Genomic DNA, 20,949 nt, shown 5'->3' with positions numbered 1-20,949 from the left:
CAACTCCCGCGCCGGTCTCATTCCCCGGCGCGGGCGAACTGCAGGGTCGTGGCCTGGACCGCGTCCGGCCTGACCGGCAGCGCGTTCACCACCAGGCGTTCGCCGTGGACGTCGGTGACCGCGATGGCCCCGCCGCACCCGGCGCCGTTCTCGGAGAGGAAGTAGTTGTACTCGGCGCGTTTGAGCTGCCGCCACTGCCCGCCCGCCTGGACCTCCAGCCGGGCCACGGGGTTGCGGTGGTCGAGGACCTGGATCCCGCACCAGTACTGGCTCGAGCCGGTCTTGTAGCGGATCGCGATGGACTTGGACGTCTCCGGGCTGACGAGGGTCCAGGTGACCGGGATCTCGCCCTTCACGGGCGCTGCCAGCATCGCGAACGCCTGCGCGCTGAGGTCCAGCTGTCCTGGACGGCACGGCGCGGGACAGAGGTTCGTGATCCGCACCGTGATGCTCTTCCCGCCGGCCTGGACCAGGACGTACGCGCCGCAGGCGGCCGAGCCCTCGTAGTCGGCCTCGTTCATCGCGGCGGTCAGCGGATCGGGGCCTGGATCGTACGAGCACGCGCCGCCGCCGTCGGAGTCGTAGAACGTCGCGACGCCCTGGCGTGGCTCACCAGGCTTGATCTTCCCGGCCAGGGGAGCGCCGACCCGGGTCGGCGCCGTCGTGGTGGTCGTCGTCGGGCTCGGTACCGACGTGGTCACGACCGTGGTGGTCGTGGGCGGAGTGGTCACAGGCGCGCTGCTCCGGCCGGCCACGGGTGTGCCCGCGACGCCCTGAGGTTCCCGCAGCACCACCACGCCGACGACCGCCACCAGGACCGCGAGCAGGACGAACAGCAGTGGGCGAGTGCGTCTCACCGCCGAACCATAGTCCGCTGCACCGCGATGAACACCAGCAGCAGCACACCGATCACGATCTTCGTCCACCACGAGCTGAGCGTGCCCTGGAACGAGATCAGCGTCTGAATCGTGCCGAGCACGAGCACCCCGGCCAGCCCGCCGAGCACGTACCCGACCCCGCCCGCCAGCAGCGTTCCGCCGATGACGACGGCCGCGATGGCGTCGAGCTCCATGCCGACGGCGTGCAGGCCGTAGCCGGACAGCATGTAGAGGCTGAACAGCAGACCGGCCAGCGACGAGCACAGGCCGCTGATGACGTAGACGCCCACCTTGACGCGGGTGGTCGGCAGGCCCATCAGCAACGCGGACGACTCGCTGCCGCCGACCGCGTAGACCGTGCGGCCGAAGCGGGTGCGGTGCAGGACGTACATCGCTGCGGCGACGACCAGAAGCGCGATCACGACGTTGTAGGTGATGGTCACGCCGCCGGGCAGTTCGATCGCGGCGGTGGCGACGTCGCGGAACGTCCTGTCCTTGATGGACACCGACTCCACGCTGATCAGGAAGCACAGGCCGCGGGCGAGGAACATGCCGGCGAGCGTGACGATGAACGGCTGGATGTCGAACTTGTGGATCACCAGGCCCATCAGCAGACCCAGCGTCGAACCGGTGAGCAGGACGGCGACGATGACGAGCGGGACCGGCCACCCCGCCTGCAGACCGGAAGCCGTGACCATTGTGGACAGTGCGACGACCGAGCCGACGGACAGGTCGATGCCACCGCTCAGGATCACGAACGTCATACCCGCGGCGAGCACGATCAGGAAGGCGTTGTCGATGAACAGGTTCGCGATCACCTGGCCGGACGCGAACCCGTCGTAGCGCGCCGAGCCGACACCGAACGCGAGGACGAACAGCGCGACGGTCGCGAGCACCGGCAGGAACCGCGTCGGCACCCGCGGGGCGAGAGTGGTCATGAGACGGCCACCTTCCGGAAGCTCAGTGCGGCGCGGGCCTTCGGCGCCTGGACCAGGCACACGGCGATCACGACGATCGCCTTGAAGACCAGCGTCACCTCCGGGGCGACGCCGATCGTGTAGACGGTGGTGGTGAGGGTCTGGATGATCAGCGCGCCGAGCAGCGTGCCGGCGAGCGAGTACCGCCCGCCTGCCAGCGAGGTGCCCCCGATGACGACGGCGAGGATCGCGTCCATCTCGATCCACAGACCGGCGTTGTTGGCGTCGGCCGCGCTCACGTTGGAACTGATCATCAGCCCGGCGATGCCCGCGCACACCGCGGCGAACACGTAGACGGTCCAGATGATCGTGCGGGACCGCACCCCGGCCAGCCGCGACGCCTCCGGGTTCACGCCGACGGCCTCGATCAGCATGCCGAGCGCGGTCCGCCGGGTCACGAACGCCACCAGCCCCAGCACCAGCAGGGCGATCAGGATCGAGATCGGCAGCACCACGAACCCGGCACCGACCTGGCGGTAGGCGGTGTTGTTGACCGTGACGATCTGCCCCTCGGTCACCAGCATGGCCACGCCGCGTCCCGCGGTCATCAGCACCAGGGTCGCGATGATCGGCTGGATGCCCAGCCCCGCCACCAGGAACCCGTTCCACAGACCAAGCACCGCGCACAGCACCAGCGCGATCGCCATGCCCGCGAACGCCGTGGCGGCACTCCCGGACGTTCCGATGTGGACACACGTCACGGCGCCCGCGATCGCCGCCACCGCGCCGACCGAGAGGTCGATGCCGCGGGTGGCGATCACCAGCGTCATGCCCAGGGCGATCAGCAGGGTCGGGGCGCCGTTCTTCAGGACGTCGACCAGGCCGCCGTAGAGGTGGCCGTCCTGCATGCGCAACGCGAAGAAGGACGGCGTCACGACCAGGTTGAGCAGCAGCAGCGCGACCAGCGCCAGCAGCGGCCACAGCAGCTTGTTCTTCATGAGGTCGCTCCTTCCAGCGCGGTCTCGCCTTGGTGGGTGCGTGCGGGGCTGCGGTCAGTCGATGCCTTCACGACACCACCTTCTCCGGCGTCGCCCCGCCCGCGATCAGTTCGACGACCTCGTCCACGCCGGTCACCGAGCCGTCCAGCTCGGCGATCTTGCGCCGGTCGCGCAGCACGACGATGCGGTCCGCGATGCGCACGACCTCCTCCAGTTCCGCGGAGATGAACAGGATCGCGGTGCCCTCCGCGGCGAGCGCGGTGACGAGTTGCTGGATCTGGGCCTTCGCACCGATGTCGATGCCCCTGGTCGGCTCGTCCAGGATCAGCAGCCGCGGTTCGGTGACGAGCCAGCGGGCCAGCAGGACCTTCTGCTGGTTGCCGCCGGACAGCGTGCGCACCAGCGCGTCCGGGTTGGCGGGCCGGATGTCCAGTGCCTTCAGGTACTTGTCGACGAGCTGGTCCTTGGTCCTGCGCGGCAGCGGCCGGGTCCAGCCGCGGGCCGCCTGCATCGCGAGCACCAGGTTGTCGCGGATCGAGAGGTCCGCGACGAGGCCTTCGCCCTTGCGGTCCTCCGAGCTGAACGCGATGCCCGCCGCGATCGCGGACCGGGGGCCGCGCAGGCGCAGCGGCTTGCCGTCCACGAGCAGCCTGCCGGAGTCGGCGCGGTCGGCGCCGAAGAGCAGCCGGGCGAGTTCGGTGCGGCCCGACCCGAGCAGACCGGCGAGGCCGACGACCTGGCCCGCGCGGATCTCCAGGTCGAACGGTTCGATCGCGCCGCGCCTGCCCAGGCCCGCCGCCTCCACCAGCACCGGACCCTGGGCCTGGCGCTCCTCGGCCGCGTGCTCGATCGCCTCCAGCGTGCCGAGGTCGCGGCCGATCATCTGCGCGATGAGCGTGCGCCGGTCCACGTCCGCGGTGAGGTGCTCGCCGACGAGGGTTCCGTTGCGCAGCACCGTCATCCGGTCGGAGATCTCGTAGACCTGGTCGAGGAAGTGCGACACGAACAGGATCGCGACGCCCTCGTCGCGCAGCACGCGCATGATCCGGAACAGCTCGGCGACCTCGCCGGCGTCCAAACTGGACGTCGGTTCGTCGAGCACGAGCACGCGGCAGTCGACCGCGATCGCACGGGCGATCGCGACCAGCTGCTGCACCGCGATCGGGTGTTCGCCGAGACTCGACGCCGGGTCGATGTGCACGCCGATGCGCGCCAGCACCTCCGCGGCGCGCCGCCGCATCGCCGGGAAGTCGATGCCGCCGAACCTGCGAGGTTCGCGGCCCAGCAGGATGTTCTCCGCGACCGTGAGGTTCGCGCAGAGGTTGACCTCCTGGTACACCGTGCTGATCCCGGCGTGCTGGGCCTCGCCGGGGGAGGAGAACGCCACGTCGTCGCCCGCCAGCACGGTCTGCCCGGCGTCGGGGCGGTGCACGCCGGTCAAAGTCTTGATCAGAGTGGACTTCCCGGCGCCGTTCTCGCCCATGAGGGCGTGCACTTCACCGGGAAACAGCCGGAAGTCGACGTCCTGCAACGCCTTCACGCCGGGAAACGCGAGGCTGATGCCCCGCATCTCGACGACAGGTGGCGGTGACTCGGTCATGGGCCCTGGCTCTCGTCGTTCTGGCCGAGGGGCCCGCCACCCGATGCGCGGGAGTGACGGGCCCTACGGGTCTGGGATGACGGTACTTCCCTCTGGGAGGAAAGGCTCAGTACTGGCGCTGCGGGAGTGCGGCCTTGGCCTGCTCCTGCGTGAACGTGCCCTCTTCGGTCACGACCCGCTCCGGCACCTGCTCGCCCTTGACGACCTTCTTCGCGAGGTCCATCAACTGCTTGCCCAGCAACGGGTTGCACTCGACGATGAAGTTGATCTCGCCGTTGGCCAGCGCCTGCATGCCGTCCTTCACCGCGTCCACGGTGATGATCTTGATGTCCTTGCCGGGCACCTTGCCGGCGGCCTTGATCGCCTCGATCGCGCCCAGGCCCATGTCGTCGTTGTGCGCGTACACCACGTCGATCTTCGGCTGGGACTTGAGGAACGCCTCCATGACCTGCTTGCCGCCGGACCGGGTGAAGTCACCGGACTGCGACGCGACGACCTTGATGTCGGGCTTGGAGGCGATCTTCTCCTCGAAGCCCTTCTTGCGGTCGATCGCCGGCGCGGCGCCGGTGGTGCCCTGCAGCTCCACCACGTTCGTGGGACCGGAGGCGTTGGCCACCATCCAGTCACCGGCCTTGCGGCCCTCCTCGACGAAGTCGGACCCGAGGAACGTCTTGTACAGCGACGTGTCGTCGGAGTCGATCGAACGGTCGGTGAGGATCACGGGGATGTTGGCGCGCTTGGCTTCCAGCAGCACGGTGTCCCAGCCGGTCTCGACGACCGGGCTGAACGCGATCACCGACACCTTCTGCTGGATGTAGGAGCGGATCGCCTTGATCTGGTTCTCCTGCTTCTGCTGCGCGTCGGAGAACTTCAGGTCGATTCCGGCGGCCTTGGCCTCGTCCTGGACCGACTTGGTGTTGGCCGTGCGCCAGCCGCTCTCGGCACCCACCTGAGCGAAGCCCATCGTGATGGCGTCACCACCGGACGTGCCGGTGCTTCCACCACCTCCTGAACCACACGCGGTGAGCGCGCTCAGCAGGACCACGCTGGCGACTGTCGTGATCTTCTTCAGCACTGGGGTTCCTCCGGGGTGACGACGGTGTCGCGGAGCTCGACCGCGTGTCCGCGGTTGTCAGGTGGACAAGAGTGAACGCTCACAACTGTCGCGTCAAGGTCTTGCTCGTAACGAGTTCGCAGCCCTATGTTAACGCTCACTTCCGAGCCTGGGGAGGAATCCCGTGCCCCGCAAGCACGTCCTGTTGAGCGCCGCTCTCGCGGCCAGCCTGCTGGTCGCCGTTCCCGGATCGGGAGCGGCCGCCGAAACCGACTACACGCTCAAGATCGACGCCACGAAGAAGGGCGCGTCGATCGACGACTCGATGTACGGCGTGTTCTTCGAGGACATCAACCGCGCTGCCGACGGCGGCCTGTACGCCGAGCTCGTGCAGAACCGCTCGTTCGAGTACGACCCCGCCGACAACGCGAGGTACCACGGCCTGACGTCGTGGGCGCCGCACAGCGGCACGGTGGACGTCGCCGACGACACCGGCCGGATGAACGAGCGCAACCGCCGCTACCTGAAGCTGGGCCTGCCCGCAGGGGTCATCAACTCCGGCTACAACAGCGGGATCGCGGTCCAGAGCGGCCAGCGCTACGACTTCTCCGTCTGGGCCCGAACCGACCAGGCGAGCACCCCGCTGACCGCCGCCGTCACCGACCCCGCGGGAACCCCGCTGGGCGACCCGGTGAAGATCCAGGTCCGCGGCGACGGCTGGGCCCGCTACACCGGCACCGTCCGCGCGCAGAAGACCTCGACGACCGGCAGGCTGCTGGTCACCGGCGGCGGCACGGGAACCCTGCGCCTCGACATGGTCTCGCTGCTGCCGCAGGACACCTTCAAGGGCCACGGCCTGCGCCGCGACCTCGCCGAGAAGATCGCCGCGCTCAAGCCGGGCTTCGTCCGGTTCCCCGGCGGCTGTCTGGTCAACACCGGCAGCCACTACGGCTACGACGCGCCGAACTTCGAGCGCCGCCGCTCGTACCAGTGGAAGGACACCATCGGCCCGGTCGAGCAGCGTGCCACCAACTCGAACTTCTGGGGCTACAACCAGTCCTACGGTCTCGGCTACTTCGAGTACTTCCAGTTCTCCGAGGACGTCGGCGCCATGCCGCTGCCCGTCGTGCCCGCGCTGGTCACCGGCTGCGGCCAGAACCGCGTCACGGACGACCCGGCGTTGCTGGCCAGGCACGTCCAGGACACGCTCGACCTGATCGAGTTCGCGAACGGCCCCGCCGACTCCACCTGGGGTCGCAAGCGCGCCGAGATGGGGCACCCCAAGCCGTTCAAACTGACCCACCTCGCGGTCGGCAACGAGGAGAACCTGCCCGACGAGTTCATGGCCCGCTTCACGAAGTTCCGCGACGCCATCAACGCGAAGTACCCGGACATCACCGTCGTCAGCAACTCCGGTCCCGACGACACCGGCGGCACGTTCGACCGCCTGTGGCAGCTGAACAAGCAGGCCGGCGTGAAGATGATCGACGAGCACTACTACAACAGCCCGAGCTGGTTCCTGGAGAACAACAACCGCTACGACTCCTACGACCGCAACGGCCCCAAGGTGTTCCTCGGCGAGTACGCCTCGCAGGACAACAGGTACTTCAACGCGCTGAGCGAAGCGGCGTTCATGACCGGCCTCGAACGCAACGCCGACGTCGTGAAGCTCGCCTCGTACGCGCCGCTGCTGGCCAACGAGGACTACGTCCAGTGGCGCCCGGACATGATCTGGTTCAACAACCACGCGTCATGGGGCTCGGCCAGCTACGAGATGCAGAAGCTCTTCATGACCAACGTGGGCGACCACGTCGTGCCGAGCACCGCGTCCGCCACGCCGTCCACCCAGGCGCCCATCACCGGCGCGATCGGGCTGTCCACCTGGGCGACCGCCGCCATGTACGACGATGTGAACGTCACCAGTGCGGCCGGTCAGGCGTTGTTCAGCGACGACTTCTCCGGCACCGACGCGCAGTGGACGAAGTCGGGCCGTGGCGCGTGGAACGTCGTCAACGGTGCCTACGTCCAGTCCGACGCGGCCGCCGAGGACACGTTGGTCACGGCAGGGGACAAGACCTGGCGTGACTACACGCTGAACCTCAAGGCCACCAAGCAGTCCGGGCGCGAGGGCTTCCTCGTCGCGTTCGGCGTGCAGGACACCGGCAACTACTACTGGTGGAACCTCGGCGGCTGGAACAACACCCAGTCGGCAGTGGAGAAGGCCGTCGGTGGCGCCAAGAGCACGCTGATGACCAACGGCACCCGCATCGACACCGGCCGCACGTACGACGTGCGCGTCGAGGTCCGCGGCCGCCACGTCGCGTTGTTCCTCGACGGCCAGAAGTGGGGCGAGTTCACCGACGACAAGCTCGCCGAGCCGTTCCGGCAGGTCGTCACCCGCGACCTCGCCACCGGCGAGCTGATCGTCAAGGTGGTCAACGCCCAGGACAACGCCGCCCGCACGCGCGTCGACCTCGGCGTCCCGGTGGCGTCGACGGCGCGGGCGACCGTGCTGCAGGGCCGTCCCGACGACATGAACACCGAGTTCGCCCAGCCGATCCGTCCCCGTGCCGAACAGGTCCAGGTGGCGAGCAGCTTCACGCACACGTTCCCGCCGAACTCCGTCACGTTCCTCCGGATCAGGAGCCGCTCGTGATCACCCGACGATCTCTGCTGGCCACGGGCGGTGTGCTCGCCGCGACCGGGGCACTCGCCTCCGCCGCGCCCGTCGCCACCGCCGCCGAACCCGCCGCGGAGGTGCCGACCCGCACCCCGCTCGTCGAACAGCGCGCCGACCCGTTCATCACGCCGCCGACCGACGGCATGTACTACCTGACCGGGTCCGTGCCCGAGTACGACCGGATCGTGATCCGCGGCGCGTCCACTCTGGACGGTCTGTCCGCCGCCCGTGAGCGCACGATCTGGCGGCGTCCGGCCTCGGGCAGGATGGGTGGCTACATCTGGGCGCCGGAACTGCACCGCATCGACGGGAAGTGGTACGTCTACTTCGCCGCCGGTGACAAGGACGAACCGTTCCGGATCCGCACCTACGTGCTGGAGTCGCCGAACGCGGATCCGCGCGAGGGCGGCTGGGTGCTGCGCGGGCAGATGGTGACGGCGTGGGACACGTTCACACTGGACGCGACCACCTTCGCGCACCGCGGCAAGCGCTACTTCCTGTGGGCGCAGAGCGAACCCGGCATCGCCACCAACACCAACCTCTACATCGCCGAGATGGCCTCGCCGCTCGCGCTGAAGACCACGCCGGTGCGCATCGCGACGCCGACGCTGCAGTGGGAGGTGCAGGGCTTCAAGGTGAACGAGGGGCCCGCGGTGCTGATCCGCAACGGCCGGGTCTTCGTGACGTTCTCCGCGAGCGCCACCGACGCCCGTTACTGCATGGGCCTGCTGACCGCCGATGAGAACGCGAACCTGCTGGACGCGCGGTCGTGGACGAAGTCGCCGAACCCGGTGTTCGCGACTCATGTGCCGACGTCGCAGTACGGGCCGGGGCACAACTCGTTCACCACGGTGGGTTCCACCGACGTGCTCGTCTACCACGCCCGCGACTACCGCGACATCACCGGCGACCCGCTGTTCGACCCGAACCGGCACACCCGCGTCCAGAAGCTCCACTGGAACGCGGACGGCACGCCTGCGTTCGGCGTTCCCGTCGGCCGTGGCGGGCCGATCGTGCGGCTGTCGCCTGTGGACGCGCCCTCGCTGGTGGTGCGGCACTACGAGTACCGGCTGCGGGTCGACGGCAACGTCCGCGACGTCGGCGACAGCCAGTTCCGTTTCGTGCCGGGATTCCTGGGCGCCGGCACGGTCGCGGTGCAGTCGGTGAACTTCCCGGACCGGTACGTGCGGGTGGACGGGGACGTGGTCCGCATCGACCCGTTCGAGGACACCGACGCGTACGGCCGCGCGGCGAGTTTCGTTCGTGTGCCGGGACTTGCGGACGGTGGCGCGGTGTCGCTGCGTGCCGGGGCGGACACGTATCTCGCCCACGACAACGGTCGCGTGGTGTTGTCCAGACCAGGAAGCGCCCGCGACGCGCGCCGACGTGCCACATTCCGTCTCGAATAAGTGGACAATGAGCACTGCATCGAAGCCGACCTGGTGTTATCGCTAACATCACCGGCGCAGATCGAAGATCGGAGACCGCTCGTGGAGAAGACGTCGCGTGACCCCGCGATGACCGATGTGGCACGACTTGCCGGGGTGTCGCACCAGACGGTCTCGCGTGTGCTCAACAACCACCCGAACGTCCGCGAGCAGACCCGGCTGCGGGTGAAGGCGGCCATCAAGGAGCTCGACTACCGGCCCAACCGGGCGGCCCGCGCGCTCGTCACCGGCAAGACACAGCTCATCGGCGTGGTCGCGCAGAACTCGACCCTGTACGGCCCGGCCTCGTTGCTGTCCGCCTTCGAGGAGGCGGCGGGCGAGGCCGGGTTCGCGGTCAGCGTCGGCAGGGTGAAGGTGCTCGACCGCGACTCCATCGCCGCCGCCGTCGAACGGCACCGGGACCAGCGCGTGGCCGGCATCGTGGTGATCGCGCCGAACTCGTCGGCGGCCGACGCCCTGGCCGACGTGCCCGCGGGGGTGCCTCTGGTGACCGTGGACGGCGACCCCGACAGGTCGACGCCGCTGGTGACCGTGGACCAGGCGAAGGGCGCCTTCGAGGCCACGAAGCACCTGATCGACGCGGGCCACGAGACGGTCTGGCACGTGTCCGGCCCCGCCGACTGGTTCGACGCGGCGGGTCGCGTGGAGGGCTGGCGCGCGGCACTCGACGCCACCAGTGCCGAGGTGCCACCGGTCGTGGCGGCCGACTGGAGCGCGGCGTCCGGCTACCGGGCAGGGCAGATGCTCGCCAGGATGCCGGAGGTGACGGCCGTGTTCTGCTCGAACGACCACCTCGCCCTCGGCGTGCTGCGGGCGATGAGCGAGCGCGGTAGGAACGTGCCGCACGACGTGAGCGTCGTTGGTTTCGACGACGTGCCCGAGGCCGCCTACTTCATCCCGCCGCTCACCACCGTGCGCCCGGACTTCGCCGCGGTGGCGCACGAGACGCTCGGCCTGCTGCTGGAACAGATCAGCGACGGCGAGACCACCCGGCCGCGCCGGACGGTCGCGCCGACCCTGGTGAAGCGCAACAGCGTGGGCCCGCCGCCCCGGTAGTCCCGCGCCGGCGGTCCTGCGCGGTGGTCCCGTGCCGGACGCTTCGGTGGCGCGCATCTCCGTCCTCAGGGATGCGCGGGGGAACGTTGCGCTTCCCGCGTGGCATCGGGGCCTTGGCGGCCCGCTGGTTGCTGTGTGGGTTGTGGCCGGGGGTGCGGGGAGCGTTCGCGCTTTTGGGAGTGCGGGTCTTCCCGCGTCATCGAGACCTTGGCGGCCCGCAGGTTGGTGTGGGCCGTCGTCGAGAGCGTGGGGGACCGTTCGCTCCTCATGGCGCGTCGACGCCTCGGCGGTCCATTGGTTGGCGCGTGGGCTGCAACCAGGAGCGCGAGGATCGTTCGTGCTTCGGGAGTGCGCCCCGCGTGGCATCGGGACCTCCGTGGGCTGGCTGTCGCATGGGCGGTCCCCAGCCGCACGCGGGGAAGCGGCTGTGGCCGAGGGCCGGACGCGGCCCGGCCCGTACCGGTACTGAGACGGGCCTGTTTGTCGTGCGCTCACGTCCCTGCGCATTTCCCTCGCTCGCAGGGAAATCACGATGTATCGGGCACATCTTGACTCCCTGATTGTTAGCGATAACACTCAGGTCGTGACTGACATGACGATCGACCGCGACGCGTGCGTGGTAGGTGTCGACTTCGGCACGCTGTCCGGCCGCGCCGTGGTCGTGCGCGTCCGCGACGGCGCGGAGCTCGGCACCGCTGTGCACGAGTACCGCCACGGAGTGGCGGACCAGGTGCTGCCCGCGACCGGCCAGCCGCTGCCGCCGGAGTGGGCGCTGCAGGTCCCGGCCGACTACCTCGACGTCCTGCGCACCGCCGTCCCGCAGGCGGTCGAGGCGGCCGGGATCTCCGCAGAGCAGGTGATCGGCATCGGGACCGACTTCACCGCCTGCACGATGGTGCCGGTCACGGCGGACGGCACACCGTTGTGCGAGCTGCCGGAGTTCGCGGAGAACCCGCACGCGTACGTGAAGCTCTGGCGCCACCACGCCGCCCAGCCGCAGGCCGACCGGATCAACGAGCTGGCCCGCCAGCGCAAGGAGCCGTGGCTCGCGCGGTACGGCGGACTGATCTCCTCGGAGTGGGAGTTCGCGAAGGGCCTGCAGGTGCTGGAGGAGGCGCCTGAGGTCTACGCGGCGATGGCTCGGTGGGTCGAGGCCGCGGACTGGATCATCTGGCAGCTCACCGGCGCCTACACGCGCAACGCCTGCACCGCCGGCTACAAGGGCATCCACCAGGACGGCCAGTACCCCGGCGAGGACTTCCTCGCGGAACTCAACCCCGAGTTCGCCACGTTCGTCGCCGACAAGCTCGACCACCCGCTGTCCGCGCTCGGCGACCGGGCCGGTGAGCTGACCGCGCAGGCCTCCGAGTGGACCGGGCTGCCCCAGGGCATCGCGGTGGCGGTCGGCAACGTCGACGCGCACGTGACGGCGCCCGCCGCGCAGGCCGTCGGCCCCGGTCAGATGGTCGCGATCATGGGCACCTCCACCTGCCACGTGATGAGCGGCGAGGTGCAACGCGAGGTGCCGGGCATGTGCGGCGTCGTCGACGGCGGCATCGTGCCGGGGCTGTGGGGTTACGAGGCCGGGCAGAGCGGCGTCGGCGACATCTTCGCGTGGTTCCTGCGCAACCAGGTGCCGCCCGCCTATCACGATCAGGCGAGCGAACGCGGCATCACGGTCCACGAACTGCTCTCCGAACTGGCGGCGGGCCAAGGAGTGGGCGAGCACGGGCTCGTCGCGCTCGACTGGCACAGCGGCAACAGGTCCGTGCTGGTCGACCACGAACTCTCCGGTGTGATCGTCGGTCAGACGCTCGCCACCAAGGCGGAGGACGTCTACCGCGCACTGCTGGAGGCCACGGCGTTCGGCACGCGCGTCATCGTCGACACCTTCACCGACGCGGGCGTGCCGGTGACCGAGCTCGTGATCGCCGGCGGCCTGGTCAAGAACACGCTGATGATGCAGATCTACGCCGACGTCGTGAACCTGCCGCTGTCGGTGAGCGGTTCGGCACAGGCACCCGCGCTCGGCTCCGCGATGCACGCGGCGGTGGCCGCCGGCGCGTACCAGGACATCCGCGCGGCCGCGGCCGAGATGGGATCGGTGCGCCGCAACGTCTTCACGCCCGTTCCGGAGAACGTCGAGGCGTACGAACGACTTTTCCACGACTACCTGGAGCTGCACGACTACTTCGGCCGCGGTGCCAACGATGTCATGCACCGGCTGCGCGAGTACCGCCGCGCCGCCCTGGAGGGGAAGAGCTGATGTCCGCAACGACGGAACTCCGCCGCACGGTCGCCGAACTGCACCGCGAGCTGACCCGCTACGAGCTGGTGAGCTGGACGGCGGGCAACGTGTCGGCGCGGGTGCCCGGCCAGGACCTGATGGTGATCAAGCCGTCCGGGGTGTCCTACGACGAACTGGGTCCACACGCGATGGTCGTGACGGACCTGCACGGCACCCTCGTCGAGGGCGAGCTCGCACCGTCCTCCGACACCGCGGCGCACGCCTACGTCTACCGGCACATGCCCCACGTCGGCGGTGTCGTGCACACGCATTCTCCTTACGCGACAGCGTGGGCGGCGCGCGGTGAGCCCATCCCGTGCGTGCTGACCATGATCGCGGACGAGTTCGGCGGCGACATCCCGGTCGGGCCGTTCGCGTTGATCGGCGACGACTCGATCGGCAAGGGGATCGTGGAGACCCTCAGTGCCAGCAGGTCGCCCGCCGTGCTGATGCGCAACCACGGCCCGTTCACCGTCGGCGCGACCGCCCTCGCCGCCGTGAAAGCCGCGGTGCTGGTGGAAGACGTCGCCCGCACCGTCCACTTCGCACTCCAGCTCGGCAAGCCGGACGTGATCGAGCAGGAACACGTCGACCGGCTCTACGAGCGCTACCAGAACGTTTACGGCCAGTGAGCCCAGAAGGAGAGCACATGCCGGACAAGCCCCAGATCTGGTTCCTCACCGGCAGCCAGCACCTCTACGGCCCCGAGACGCTCGACCAGGTCGCGGCCCAGTCCCAGCAGATCCAGCGGATGCTCGGCGAGTCCGGCCGGATCAGCGCGGAGATCGTGTGGAAGCCGGTGCTCACCGACTCCGGCGCCATCCGGGCGATCATGCAGGAGGCGAACAACGACCCGTCGTGCGTCGGCGTGATCGCGTGGATGCACACGTTCTCACCGGCGAAGATGTGGATCACCGGGCTGGACCTGCTGCGCAAGCCGTTGCTGCACCTGCACACGCAGCTCAACGAGGCGTTGCCGTGGTCCACCATCGACATGGACTTCATGAACCTCAACCAGGCCGCGCACGGCGACCGCGAGTTCGCCTACGTGCAGACCCGGATCGGGGTGGCGCGCAAGACGGTCGCCGGGCACGCGAGTGATCCCGTGGTGGCCGAGCGGATCGACGGCTGGGCCCGCGCCGCCGCCGGTCGCGCGCACCTGCGCGGCCTGAAGCTGGCCCGGTTCGGCGACAACATGCGTGACGTCGCCGTGACCGAGGGCGACAAGGTCGAGGCGGAGCTGCGGTTCGGCGTCTCGGTCAACACCTACGGCGTCAACGATCTCGTCGCCGTGGTCGACGCGGTGCCCGACGCCGGCATCGACCTGCTCGTCGCCGACTACGCCGAGACCTACCGGCTCGCACCGGAGCTGGCGCGCGGGGGAGAGCGGCACGACTCGCTGCGCTACGCGGCCCGCATCGAGATCGGTCTGCGGTCCTTCCTGGACGACGGCGGGTTCGGTGCGTTCACCACGAACTTCCAGGACCTCGGCGGGTTGCGGCAGCTGCCGGGCCTCGCCGTGCAACGCCTGATGGCGGACGGCTACGGCTTCGGCGGCGAGGGCGACTGGAAGACCTCGGCACTGCTCGCGGCCGTGAAGGCCATGGGCACCGGCACCGGCCGCGGCACGTCGTTCATGGAGGACTACACCTACCACTTCGGGCCGGGCACGCCGAAGATCCTCGGCGCGCACATGCTGGAGGTGTGCCCGACGATCGCCGCGGCCCAGCCGTCCTGCGAGGTCCACCCGCTGGGCATCGGCGACCGGGAGGACCCGGTGCGGCTGGTGTTCGACGCGGCACCCGGTCCCGCCGTGGTGGTCGGACTGGCCGACCTCGGCGACCGGTTCCGCCTGGTGGCCAACGAGGTCACGGTGGTCCCGCCGGACGAGCCGCTGCCGAAGCTGCCGGTCGCGCGGGCCGTGTGGCAGCCGGCGCCGTCGCTGTCGACGTCAGCGGAGTGCTGGCTCACCGCGGGCGGTCCGCACCACACGGTGATGACCCAGGCGGTCGGAGCCGAGGTGCTGCGGGACTTCGCGCAGATGGCCGCCACGGAGCTCGTGCTGATCGACTCCGCGACGACCCCGGCCTCGTTCACCGACCGGCTGCGCTGGAACTCCGCCTACCACCGCCTGGCACTGGGAATCAGCTGACGCGCGTGGAACTCGGCGATCTGCCGCCACATCGCGACGGGGTTGGAGTACATGGGGAGATGCCCGCTGTGCGGGATCTCCGCCAGCTCCACCCCGTTCGCGTCGAGGATCGGCAGGTAGGAGAGGCTCGCGCACTGCTCGCCGTACAGGTACATCTTCGGACAGGGCAGTGACAGGAACTTCTGCAGCAGGTTCCCGTGGTCGGCGAGCTCGACCATCGACCGGAAGAGAGTGGGCACGGCACCGCGCTGAACCTTGTTCGGGAGGTTCGCCGCGTACAGGCCGCCGCCGTAACAGGGTGTCTCCCGGCTGCGTTCCGCGAGCCTGAAGAGGTAGTCACCGGGATCGCGGTGGTTCAGCGCCTCCCTGCTCAGCACGCAGTCCTCGGGTGCGAGCACGCCCTTGATGTTCACGAAGCTCAGCACCCGGCCCGGTTCCTGGTGAGCCAGGAGAAGCGCCGCGAGTGCTCCCGTCAGGTGTCCGACCACGTGGAACCGGCCGATGCCCGCGCGGTCGAGCATCACCCGCGCGGTCTCCGCCAGGAACGGCACGTCGATCTCGCCCAGGCCGGAGCACTCCGTGGCGCCCGCACCGGGCGCGTCGTAGGCGAGGAACGGCCGCCCGGCGAACTCGTGTCGCTGGAGGACGTCCAGATAGTCCTCCTTGCTCGTGCCGAACCCGTGCAGGAAGACGACGGGAGCGTCGACGCCCGCGCGACGCACCGACGCGACCTTGAGGTTCACCCCGTGGATGCGCAACGGGATCTGCTCGTGGACGACTCTGTCTGCCGATGGCATGGCTGTTCCCCGGTTCTTCGCAGGTGCGGTGCTGCGGAATGAACCGTGAGCATGCCAGCAGCTGTGAACGCTCACAAGTGGTTGAACTTTTTGCTTTCCCGGTCCGTATCCCGTTGTGCCGGCACAAAACGTCCCCTAGTCGTGAGGTTCGAATATGTCGAGAGCGCATGCACGACCCCAGCGGAGCAAGCGGGTGCTCGTGGCCGGAGTCGCCGTCGCCGCAACGTTGACGGCGGTGACCGCGGCCGTCGCCTTCGCGGGCGGGGAGACAACCACCGGCGCGATCGCGTGTCCGCAGCCTGTCGTCCCGGCGGTGCCGGCCGCGGCGCAGGCGGAGGTCCAGCGAGAGCTCGCCAACCTCGACAAGCAGATCGCGGAGGCGAACAACAGGCTGCGCACGTCGGCCGGTGAAGGCGGGCCGAACTTCGTGCAGAACGCGATTCTCGGCCCGCTGGCGAGCAAGCGGGTCGCGGCGCTGAACCGCATCGAGACCGCCATCGGCAGGGTCGCCGAGAAGCCGGAGGGCCTGGAGAGGTTCGCGACCTGCGGACTTGGCCAGGCGCCCGCCGTGTCCGCGCCGCCGACGACGACGTCACGAGCGGCTTCGACGGGCACGAACACCGGTACGGGTTCAGCGGCCGGGCAGGTGATCGAGTGCCCGCTGCCGGTGGTGCAGAACGTCCCCGCCGCCGCGCGTGCCGAGGTCGACCGCGAACTCGCCAATCTCGGCAAGCAGCTGGCCGAGGCGAACGAGAGGCTGCGCACGTCGGCCGGTCAGGGCGGGCCGAACTTCGTGCAGAACGCGATCCTGGGTCCGCTGGCCGGCAAGCGCGCCTCGGCGCTGGATCGGATCGCGATCGCCATCGGCCGCGTGGGGGCGCGGCCTCAGGGACTGGAACGCTTCGCCACCTGCTCGCTCAAGTAACTCTCCTCGGGGTTCGAGCGTGCGGGCCCGTCTCCTCGGGGGCGAGCGTTCCCAGGGGGCCTGCCGGACGGACGCGCCTCCGTCCGGCAGGACCTTGACGCGCGAGTAGGTTCTCGATAGATGTTAGCGTGAACATCGCGCGTTCAACGGAGAACCGATGACCAGACTTCTTGCTCTGCTTGCCGTTTCGGTGCTGTCACTGTCCACCGCGGCCCCTGCGACGGCGGCCGTGGAAGCCGTCACGGTGAGACCGGATCCGACCTATCAGCAGGAGCCGTTCCAGGGTTGGGGCACGAGCCTGGTGTGGTTCGCCAACGCCACGGGTGGTTATCCGGACGAGATCCGCAACCAGCTGGCGGAGCTGCTGTTCGGTGAGGACGGACTGAACCTCAACATCGCGCGGTACAACATCGGCGGCGGCAACGCCCCGGACGTGCCGCAGTACCTGCGAGCGGGTGCCGCGGTCCCGGGGTGGTGGAAGGCCCCGGCCGGCACCACCCGCGCGGACACCGACTGGTGGAAGCCGGGCGACCCGCGCTTCTTCGACGCCGCCGCGGATCCGCGTCAGCGGTGGTGGGTCGACCGGATCAAGCAGGACGTGACCCGGTGGGAGTCCTTCAGCAACTCGCCGCCGTGGTTCCAGACCGTCAGCGGGTACGTGTCCGGCGGCTTCGACGCGAACGCGGACCAGCTGCGGGAGGACCGGATCGGTGACTTCGCCGCCTACCTCGCCCAGGCCACTGCGGAACTGGAACGGGCGCACGGCATCAAGTTCGCCACGGTCGACCCGTTCAACGAGCCCAACACCTCCTACTGGCGCACGACGCTCGGTCCGGACGGCAACCCGACGGGCGGACGTCAGGAAGGCGCCCACATCGGTCCCGCCCTGCAGGCGAAGGTCGTGCCCGCGATGGCGCAGGCCTTGCGCGCCAACAAGGTCAAGGCCACCGTGTCCGCGCCGGACGAGACCAACCCCGGCACCTTCGCCGACGACTGGGCGGGCTATCCCGCCTCGACGCGCGCGCAGGTCGGTCAGCTGAACGTGCACACGTACGGCACCGCACGCCGCACGTCCGCCCGCGACATCGCCAAGGGCGCGGGCAAGCCGTTGTGGATGAGCGAGGTCGACGGGCACTGGGGCTCCGGTCAGAGCTTCACCAGCATGGAGCCGGGCCTCGGCATCGCGGAGCGCGTGATCGACGACCTGCGCGAGCTGGAACCGCGTGCGTGGCTGCTGTGGCAGGCGGTCGAGGACTACAACAACATGACGCCCGGCGCCGAGTCCCCGGACGGCATGAACTGGGGCGTGATCCAGATCCCGTTCGACTGCGGGGCCCAGGACACGCTCGCGACGTGCCCGGCGCGCGTCAACACGAAGTTCCACGCGCTGCGCAACTTCACGCACTTCGTCAAGCCCGGTGACCGCCTGGTGAAGGTCAACACCACGACCGACGTGGCGGCGGTGCGCAACACCGAGCTGAAGTCGTTGGTGCACCTCAACAAGAGCGAACAGGCGCAGTCCGTGACGCTGGACCTGTCGGCGTTCGCGACGGTGCGGCAGAACGCGTCCGTCCGTCCGGTCGTGACGGACCAGTACGGCGCGTTGATGAAGGGCGCCGCGGTGCGGGTGAAGGACCGCAGGGCAACGCTGTCCGTGCCGCCGAAGTCGGTCGTCACGTTCGAGGTGAGCGGTGTCAGCGGCGTGAACCGCGAGGCGGCTCTGGGCGGGCAGTATCGGCTCACCGGGGCGCAGAGCGGCAAGTCCCTTGCTCCGTCCGGCACCTCGCTCGTCCAGCGCACCACCGACGCGAACGCGGCCGACCAGGTGTGGCGCGTGGAACGGCGATCCGGCGGCTACGACAACCGCGCCCAGTTCTCCGTCGTCAACGCCGCCACGGGCCAGCGGATCGCGGCAGCCGGTGGGAACGTCGTGCTGAGCTCCTCCGACAGTGCGGCCGCGAGGTGGGTGCTCTCGTCCACCGGGGACGGCACGTGGACTTTCGTCAACCAGGAGAACGGAAGTCTGCTCGACGTCGCCGGTGAGTCGCGTGAGGACGGTGCCAGAATTGGTTTGTACCAAGCGACTTCCGGCGCCAATCAGCGTTGGTCGATGACCGCCGTTCCGCGCAGGTAGTCCACTCCGAACGGTCGATTGAGCCGGGCCCGCGACCCTCTAGGGTTGTTGAGAGTTCAATGACAATTGGGGTAACGGTGTCGCGCAAGCTTTGGCTCGTCGTTCTGGTCCTGCTCACCGGAGCATGCACGGCAGGGCCGCCGTCGCCGGCGCCGTCCACCCGCACGCCCTGGAAACCGCCCTCCCTCATCAACGAGGAGGCGCGGTACCAGGGCGTGCTGCACTTCGTGCGCGACGTGATCGACGGCAGGACCGTCGAACTGGCGGACGGCACGAAGGCCCGCATCGCGCAGCTGGCGGCACCTCCTGCCTGCTGGGCGGAGGGCGCGCTGTCGTTCGCCAGGACGACGCTGCTGGCCAGCGCCGTCCGCATCAGTCCCGTCGTCTCCGGCGACGTGAACCTGATGCTGGAGGACGGCACCGACTACGCGTTGCTCGCGGTGCGGCAGGGCGTGCTGCGAGCCGAGGGGGTCGACGGCGGCGCGCTGCTCACGGCGGAGTCCGAGGCGGCCGGTGCCGACAGAGGCCTGTGGGGACCGCCGTGTGACGGTCTCGACGCGGCCCCGCCTCCCGCCGCCACCACGGGTCTCCCCGCGCCGGGCACCACCGCGGCGCCGCCGCCGCGACCGGCTCCGGCCATCACGACCACGACGCCGCCCCGTCCCGCGCCGACGACCACGTCGCCGAAGCCTCCCGCGCGGACGTGCGCGGTCGCCTACCGCATCTCCGGTCAGTGGCCGGGCGGTTTCCAGGCGAATGTGAGCGTGCGCAACATCGGTTCCTCGTCCGTCAACGGCTGGACGCTGAAGTGGAGTTTCGCGAACGGGCAGACCGTCACCGACATGTGGAACGCGAAAGCGTGGCAGTCCGGTGCGACCGTCAACGCCGCGAACGCCGACTACAACCCGCAGATCCAGCCGGGCGGTTCGGTGTCGATCGGATTCAACGGTTCCGTGCGGGGCGCGAACTCCGCTCCCGGCGCGTTCACGCTCAACGGTCAGACCTGTTCGGTCGAGTGATCACGCGCTGTCCCGCACGACGAGCGCGGAGGGGTAGAACGTCGCCCCGGACGTGTCGCGGCGGTCGAGGACTGCCTGCGCCGCGGCGGCGGCGATGTCCTCCACCGGGTGCGTGCTCGTCGTGAGGGCCGGGCGGCTGAGCCCGGCGAACGCGATGTCGTCGAACCCGGCGACGGCCACGTCCCCCGGCACCCGCACGCCCAGCGCGTGAAGTCCGTCGAGGACACCCAGCGCGGTGAGGTCGCTGAGCGCGAACACCGCGTCGGTGTCCGGCCACCGCACCATGATCTCGGCGGCCGCCTCGGCACCGCGGGCGGCGGTGAAGTCACCGGTGACGACCCTGGGCTCGCCGCCGCTGTCGCGCAGCACCTTCCGGTAGGCGTCGACGGCGCGGTCACCGCAGGGCAGCCACGACGGCCCGGTGATCATCGCGATCCGGCGCCTGCCGGTGCGCACGAGGTGCCGCACGACCCCGTCCGTGCCGGCGCGGTTGTCGACGTCGAACGACGGCACGTGCCGCGCGCCGACCCCGACCGCGGCGACCCGGCCGCGCAGGCCGCGCGGCACGGTCTCCAGCGCCGGTCGCGTCGGGTTCACCACCACCAGCCCGCCGAGCCCGCGCCCGTCGGCGAGCCGGGCGAGCGAGCCGGGGTCGGCCAGCGGCAGCCAGTGCAGGGAGACGCCGACCTCGCGCTCGGCGGCGACGTGCGCCGCCGACGTCAGGACACGGCCGACGTACGGATCGTCGAGCACGGCGGCGGTGTGGCCGATGACCGCGATGGCCAGGCGCGTGCCGGTGCGGGTGACCAGTGCGCGGGCGGAGGCGTCCGGCACGTAACCCAGTGCGGCCACGGCGGCGGCCACCCTGTCCCGTGCCCGCGGCGATGCAGGACCCTGTCCGGTGACCACGCGCGAGGCGGTGGCCCGGGACACGCCTGCGGCCCGTGCCACGTCGTCGAGTGTCGCGGTGCGTTCTCCCGTCATCTCAGCAGTATTGCGGTGGA

At 69.8% G+C, this 20,949-nt stretch carries 16 protein-coding genes; 9 read left to right on the top strand and 7 right to left on the bottom strand.

Going from position 1 to position 20,949, the window contains the following annotated elements:
• Positions 1-17: 17 nt before the first annotated feature.
• From ACIRG5_RS03325 to ACIRG5_RS03305, 5 genes are all read right to left on the bottom strand, one after another.
• Positions 18-857 (bottom strand): expansin EXLX1 family cellulose-binding protein, encoded by an 840-nt coding sequence (locus ACIRG5_RS03325; protein ID WP_402899402.1) that lies wholly within the window; start codon positions 855-857, stop codon positions 18-20.
• Positions 854-1,816, bottom strand: coding sequence for a galactofuranose ABC transporter, permease protein YjfF (yjfF, locus tag ACIRG5_RS03320; protein WP_402899399.1), 963 nt, complete (start codon positions 1,814-1,816; stop codon positions 854-856). The genes ACIRG5_RS03325 and yjfF overlap by 4 nt, the downstream gene beginning before the upstream one ends.
• Entirely contained in the window at positions 1,813-2,793 is a 981-nt protein-coding gene (locus tag ACIRG5_RS03315) for an ABC transporter permease (RefSeq protein WP_402899396.1), read from the bottom strand. Before ACIRG5_RS03315 ends, yjfF begins: the two co-directional genes overlap by 4 nt.
• A gap of 67 nt (positions 2,794-2,860) precedes the next feature.
• On the bottom strand, positions 2,861-4,393 hold the full coding sequence (locus ACIRG5_RS03310) for a sugar ABC transporter ATP-binding protein (RefSeq protein WP_402899394.1): 1,533 nt from the start codon (positions 4,391-4,393) through the stop codon (positions 2,861-2,863).
• Between the two features lie 106 nt (positions 4,394-4,499).
• Positions 4,500-5,468, bottom strand: a complete 969-nt coding sequence (locus tag ACIRG5_RS03305) for an ABC transporter substrate-binding protein (RefSeq protein ID WP_402899391.1) — start codon at positions 5,466-5,468, stop codon at positions 4,500-4,502.
• A gap of 163 nt (positions 5,469-5,631) precedes the next feature.
• On the opposite strand from ACIRG5_RS03305, the gene ACIRG5_RS03300 reads away from it, so the two are divergent.
• From ACIRG5_RS03300 to araA, 6 genes are all read left to right on the top strand, one after another.
• A complete protein-coding gene (locus ACIRG5_RS03300; protein WP_402899388.1) occupies positions 5,632-8,103 on the top strand; it encodes an alpha-L-arabinofuranosidase C-terminal domain-containing protein in 2,472 nt (823 codons plus the stop codon).
• A complete protein-coding gene (locus ACIRG5_RS03295; protein ID WP_402899385.1) occupies positions 8,100-9,536 on the top strand; it encodes a family 43 glycosylhydrolase in 1,437 nt (478 codons plus the stop codon). The genes ACIRG5_RS03300 and ACIRG5_RS03295 overlap by 4 nt, the downstream gene beginning before the upstream one ends.
• Positions 9,537-9,644: 108 nt before the next feature.
• A complete protein-coding gene (locus ACIRG5_RS03290; protein ID WP_402900882.1) occupies positions 9,645-10,631 on the top strand; it encodes a LacI family DNA-binding transcriptional regulator in 987 nt (328 codons plus the stop codon).
• Between the two features lie 592 nt (positions 10,632-11,223).
• Positions 11,224-12,897, top strand: a complete 1,674-nt coding sequence (gene araB, locus ACIRG5_RS03285; protein WP_402900879.1) for a ribulokinase — start codon at positions 11,224-11,226, stop codon at positions 12,895-12,897.
• Positions 12,897-13,550, top strand: a complete 654-nt coding sequence (locus ACIRG5_RS03280; RefSeq protein WP_402899382.1) for an L-ribulose-5-phosphate 4-epimerase — start codon at positions 12,897-12,899, stop codon at positions 13,548-13,550. The genes araB and ACIRG5_RS03280 overlap by 1 nt, the downstream gene beginning before the upstream one ends.
• Before the next feature lie 17 nt (positions 13,551-13,567).
• Entirely contained in the window at positions 13,568-15,070 is a 1,503-nt protein-coding gene (araA, locus tag ACIRG5_RS03275) for an L-arabinose isomerase (RefSeq protein WP_402899379.1), read from the top strand.
• Here the strand turns inward: araA and ACIRG5_RS03270 are convergent.
• On the bottom strand, positions 15,040-15,867 hold the full coding sequence (locus tag ACIRG5_RS03270; protein ID WP_402899376.1) for an alpha/beta fold hydrolase: 828 nt from the start codon (positions 15,865-15,867) through the stop codon (positions 15,040-15,042). The genes araA and ACIRG5_RS03270 overlap by 31 nt on opposite strands.
• Before the next feature lie 193 nt (positions 15,868-16,060).
• On the opposite strand from ACIRG5_RS03270, the gene ACIRG5_RS03265 reads away from it, so the two are divergent.
• The 3 genes from ACIRG5_RS03265 to ACIRG5_RS03255 all read left to right on the top strand — a co-directional run bounded on the left by ACIRG5_RS03265 (position 16,061) and on the right by ACIRG5_RS03255 (position 19,945).
• Positions 16,061-16,792, top strand: coding sequence for a hypothetical protein (locus tag ACIRG5_RS03265; RefSeq protein WP_402899373.1), 732 nt, complete (start codon positions 16,061-16,063; stop codon positions 16,790-16,792).
• A gap of 157 nt (positions 16,793-16,949) precedes the next feature.
• Positions 16,950-18,926: an RICIN domain-containing protein gene (locus tag ACIRG5_RS03260; protein ID WP_402899370.1), complete on the top strand. Its 1,977-nt coding sequence runs from the start codon at positions 16,950-16,952 to the stop codon at positions 18,924-18,926.
• Positions 18,927-19,003: 77 nt separating this feature from the next.
• A complete protein-coding gene (locus ACIRG5_RS03255) occupies positions 19,004-19,945 on the top strand; it encodes a cellulose binding domain-containing protein (RefSeq protein WP_402899367.1) in 942 nt (313 codons plus the stop codon).
• Here the strand turns inward: ACIRG5_RS03255 and ACIRG5_RS03250 are convergent, their stop codons facing one another.
• Positions 19,946-20,929: a LacI family DNA-binding transcriptional regulator gene (locus ACIRG5_RS03250; RefSeq protein ID WP_402899364.1), complete on the bottom strand. Its 984-nt coding sequence runs from the start codon at positions 20,927-20,929 to the stop codon at positions 19,946-19,948.
• Between the last annotated feature and the right edge of the window lie 20 nt (positions 20,930-20,949).

Origin of the sequence: Lentzea sp. NPDC102401 (assembly GCF_044765805.1) — a bacterium.
In the GTDB taxonomy this organism is placed as follows: Bacteria; Actinomycetota; Actinomycetes; order Mycobacteriales; family Pseudonocardiaceae; genus Lentzea; species Lentzea sokolovensis.
Note: the sequence above shows the minus strand (reverse complement) of the source record. Positions and strands in the feature narration are given on the sequence as shown.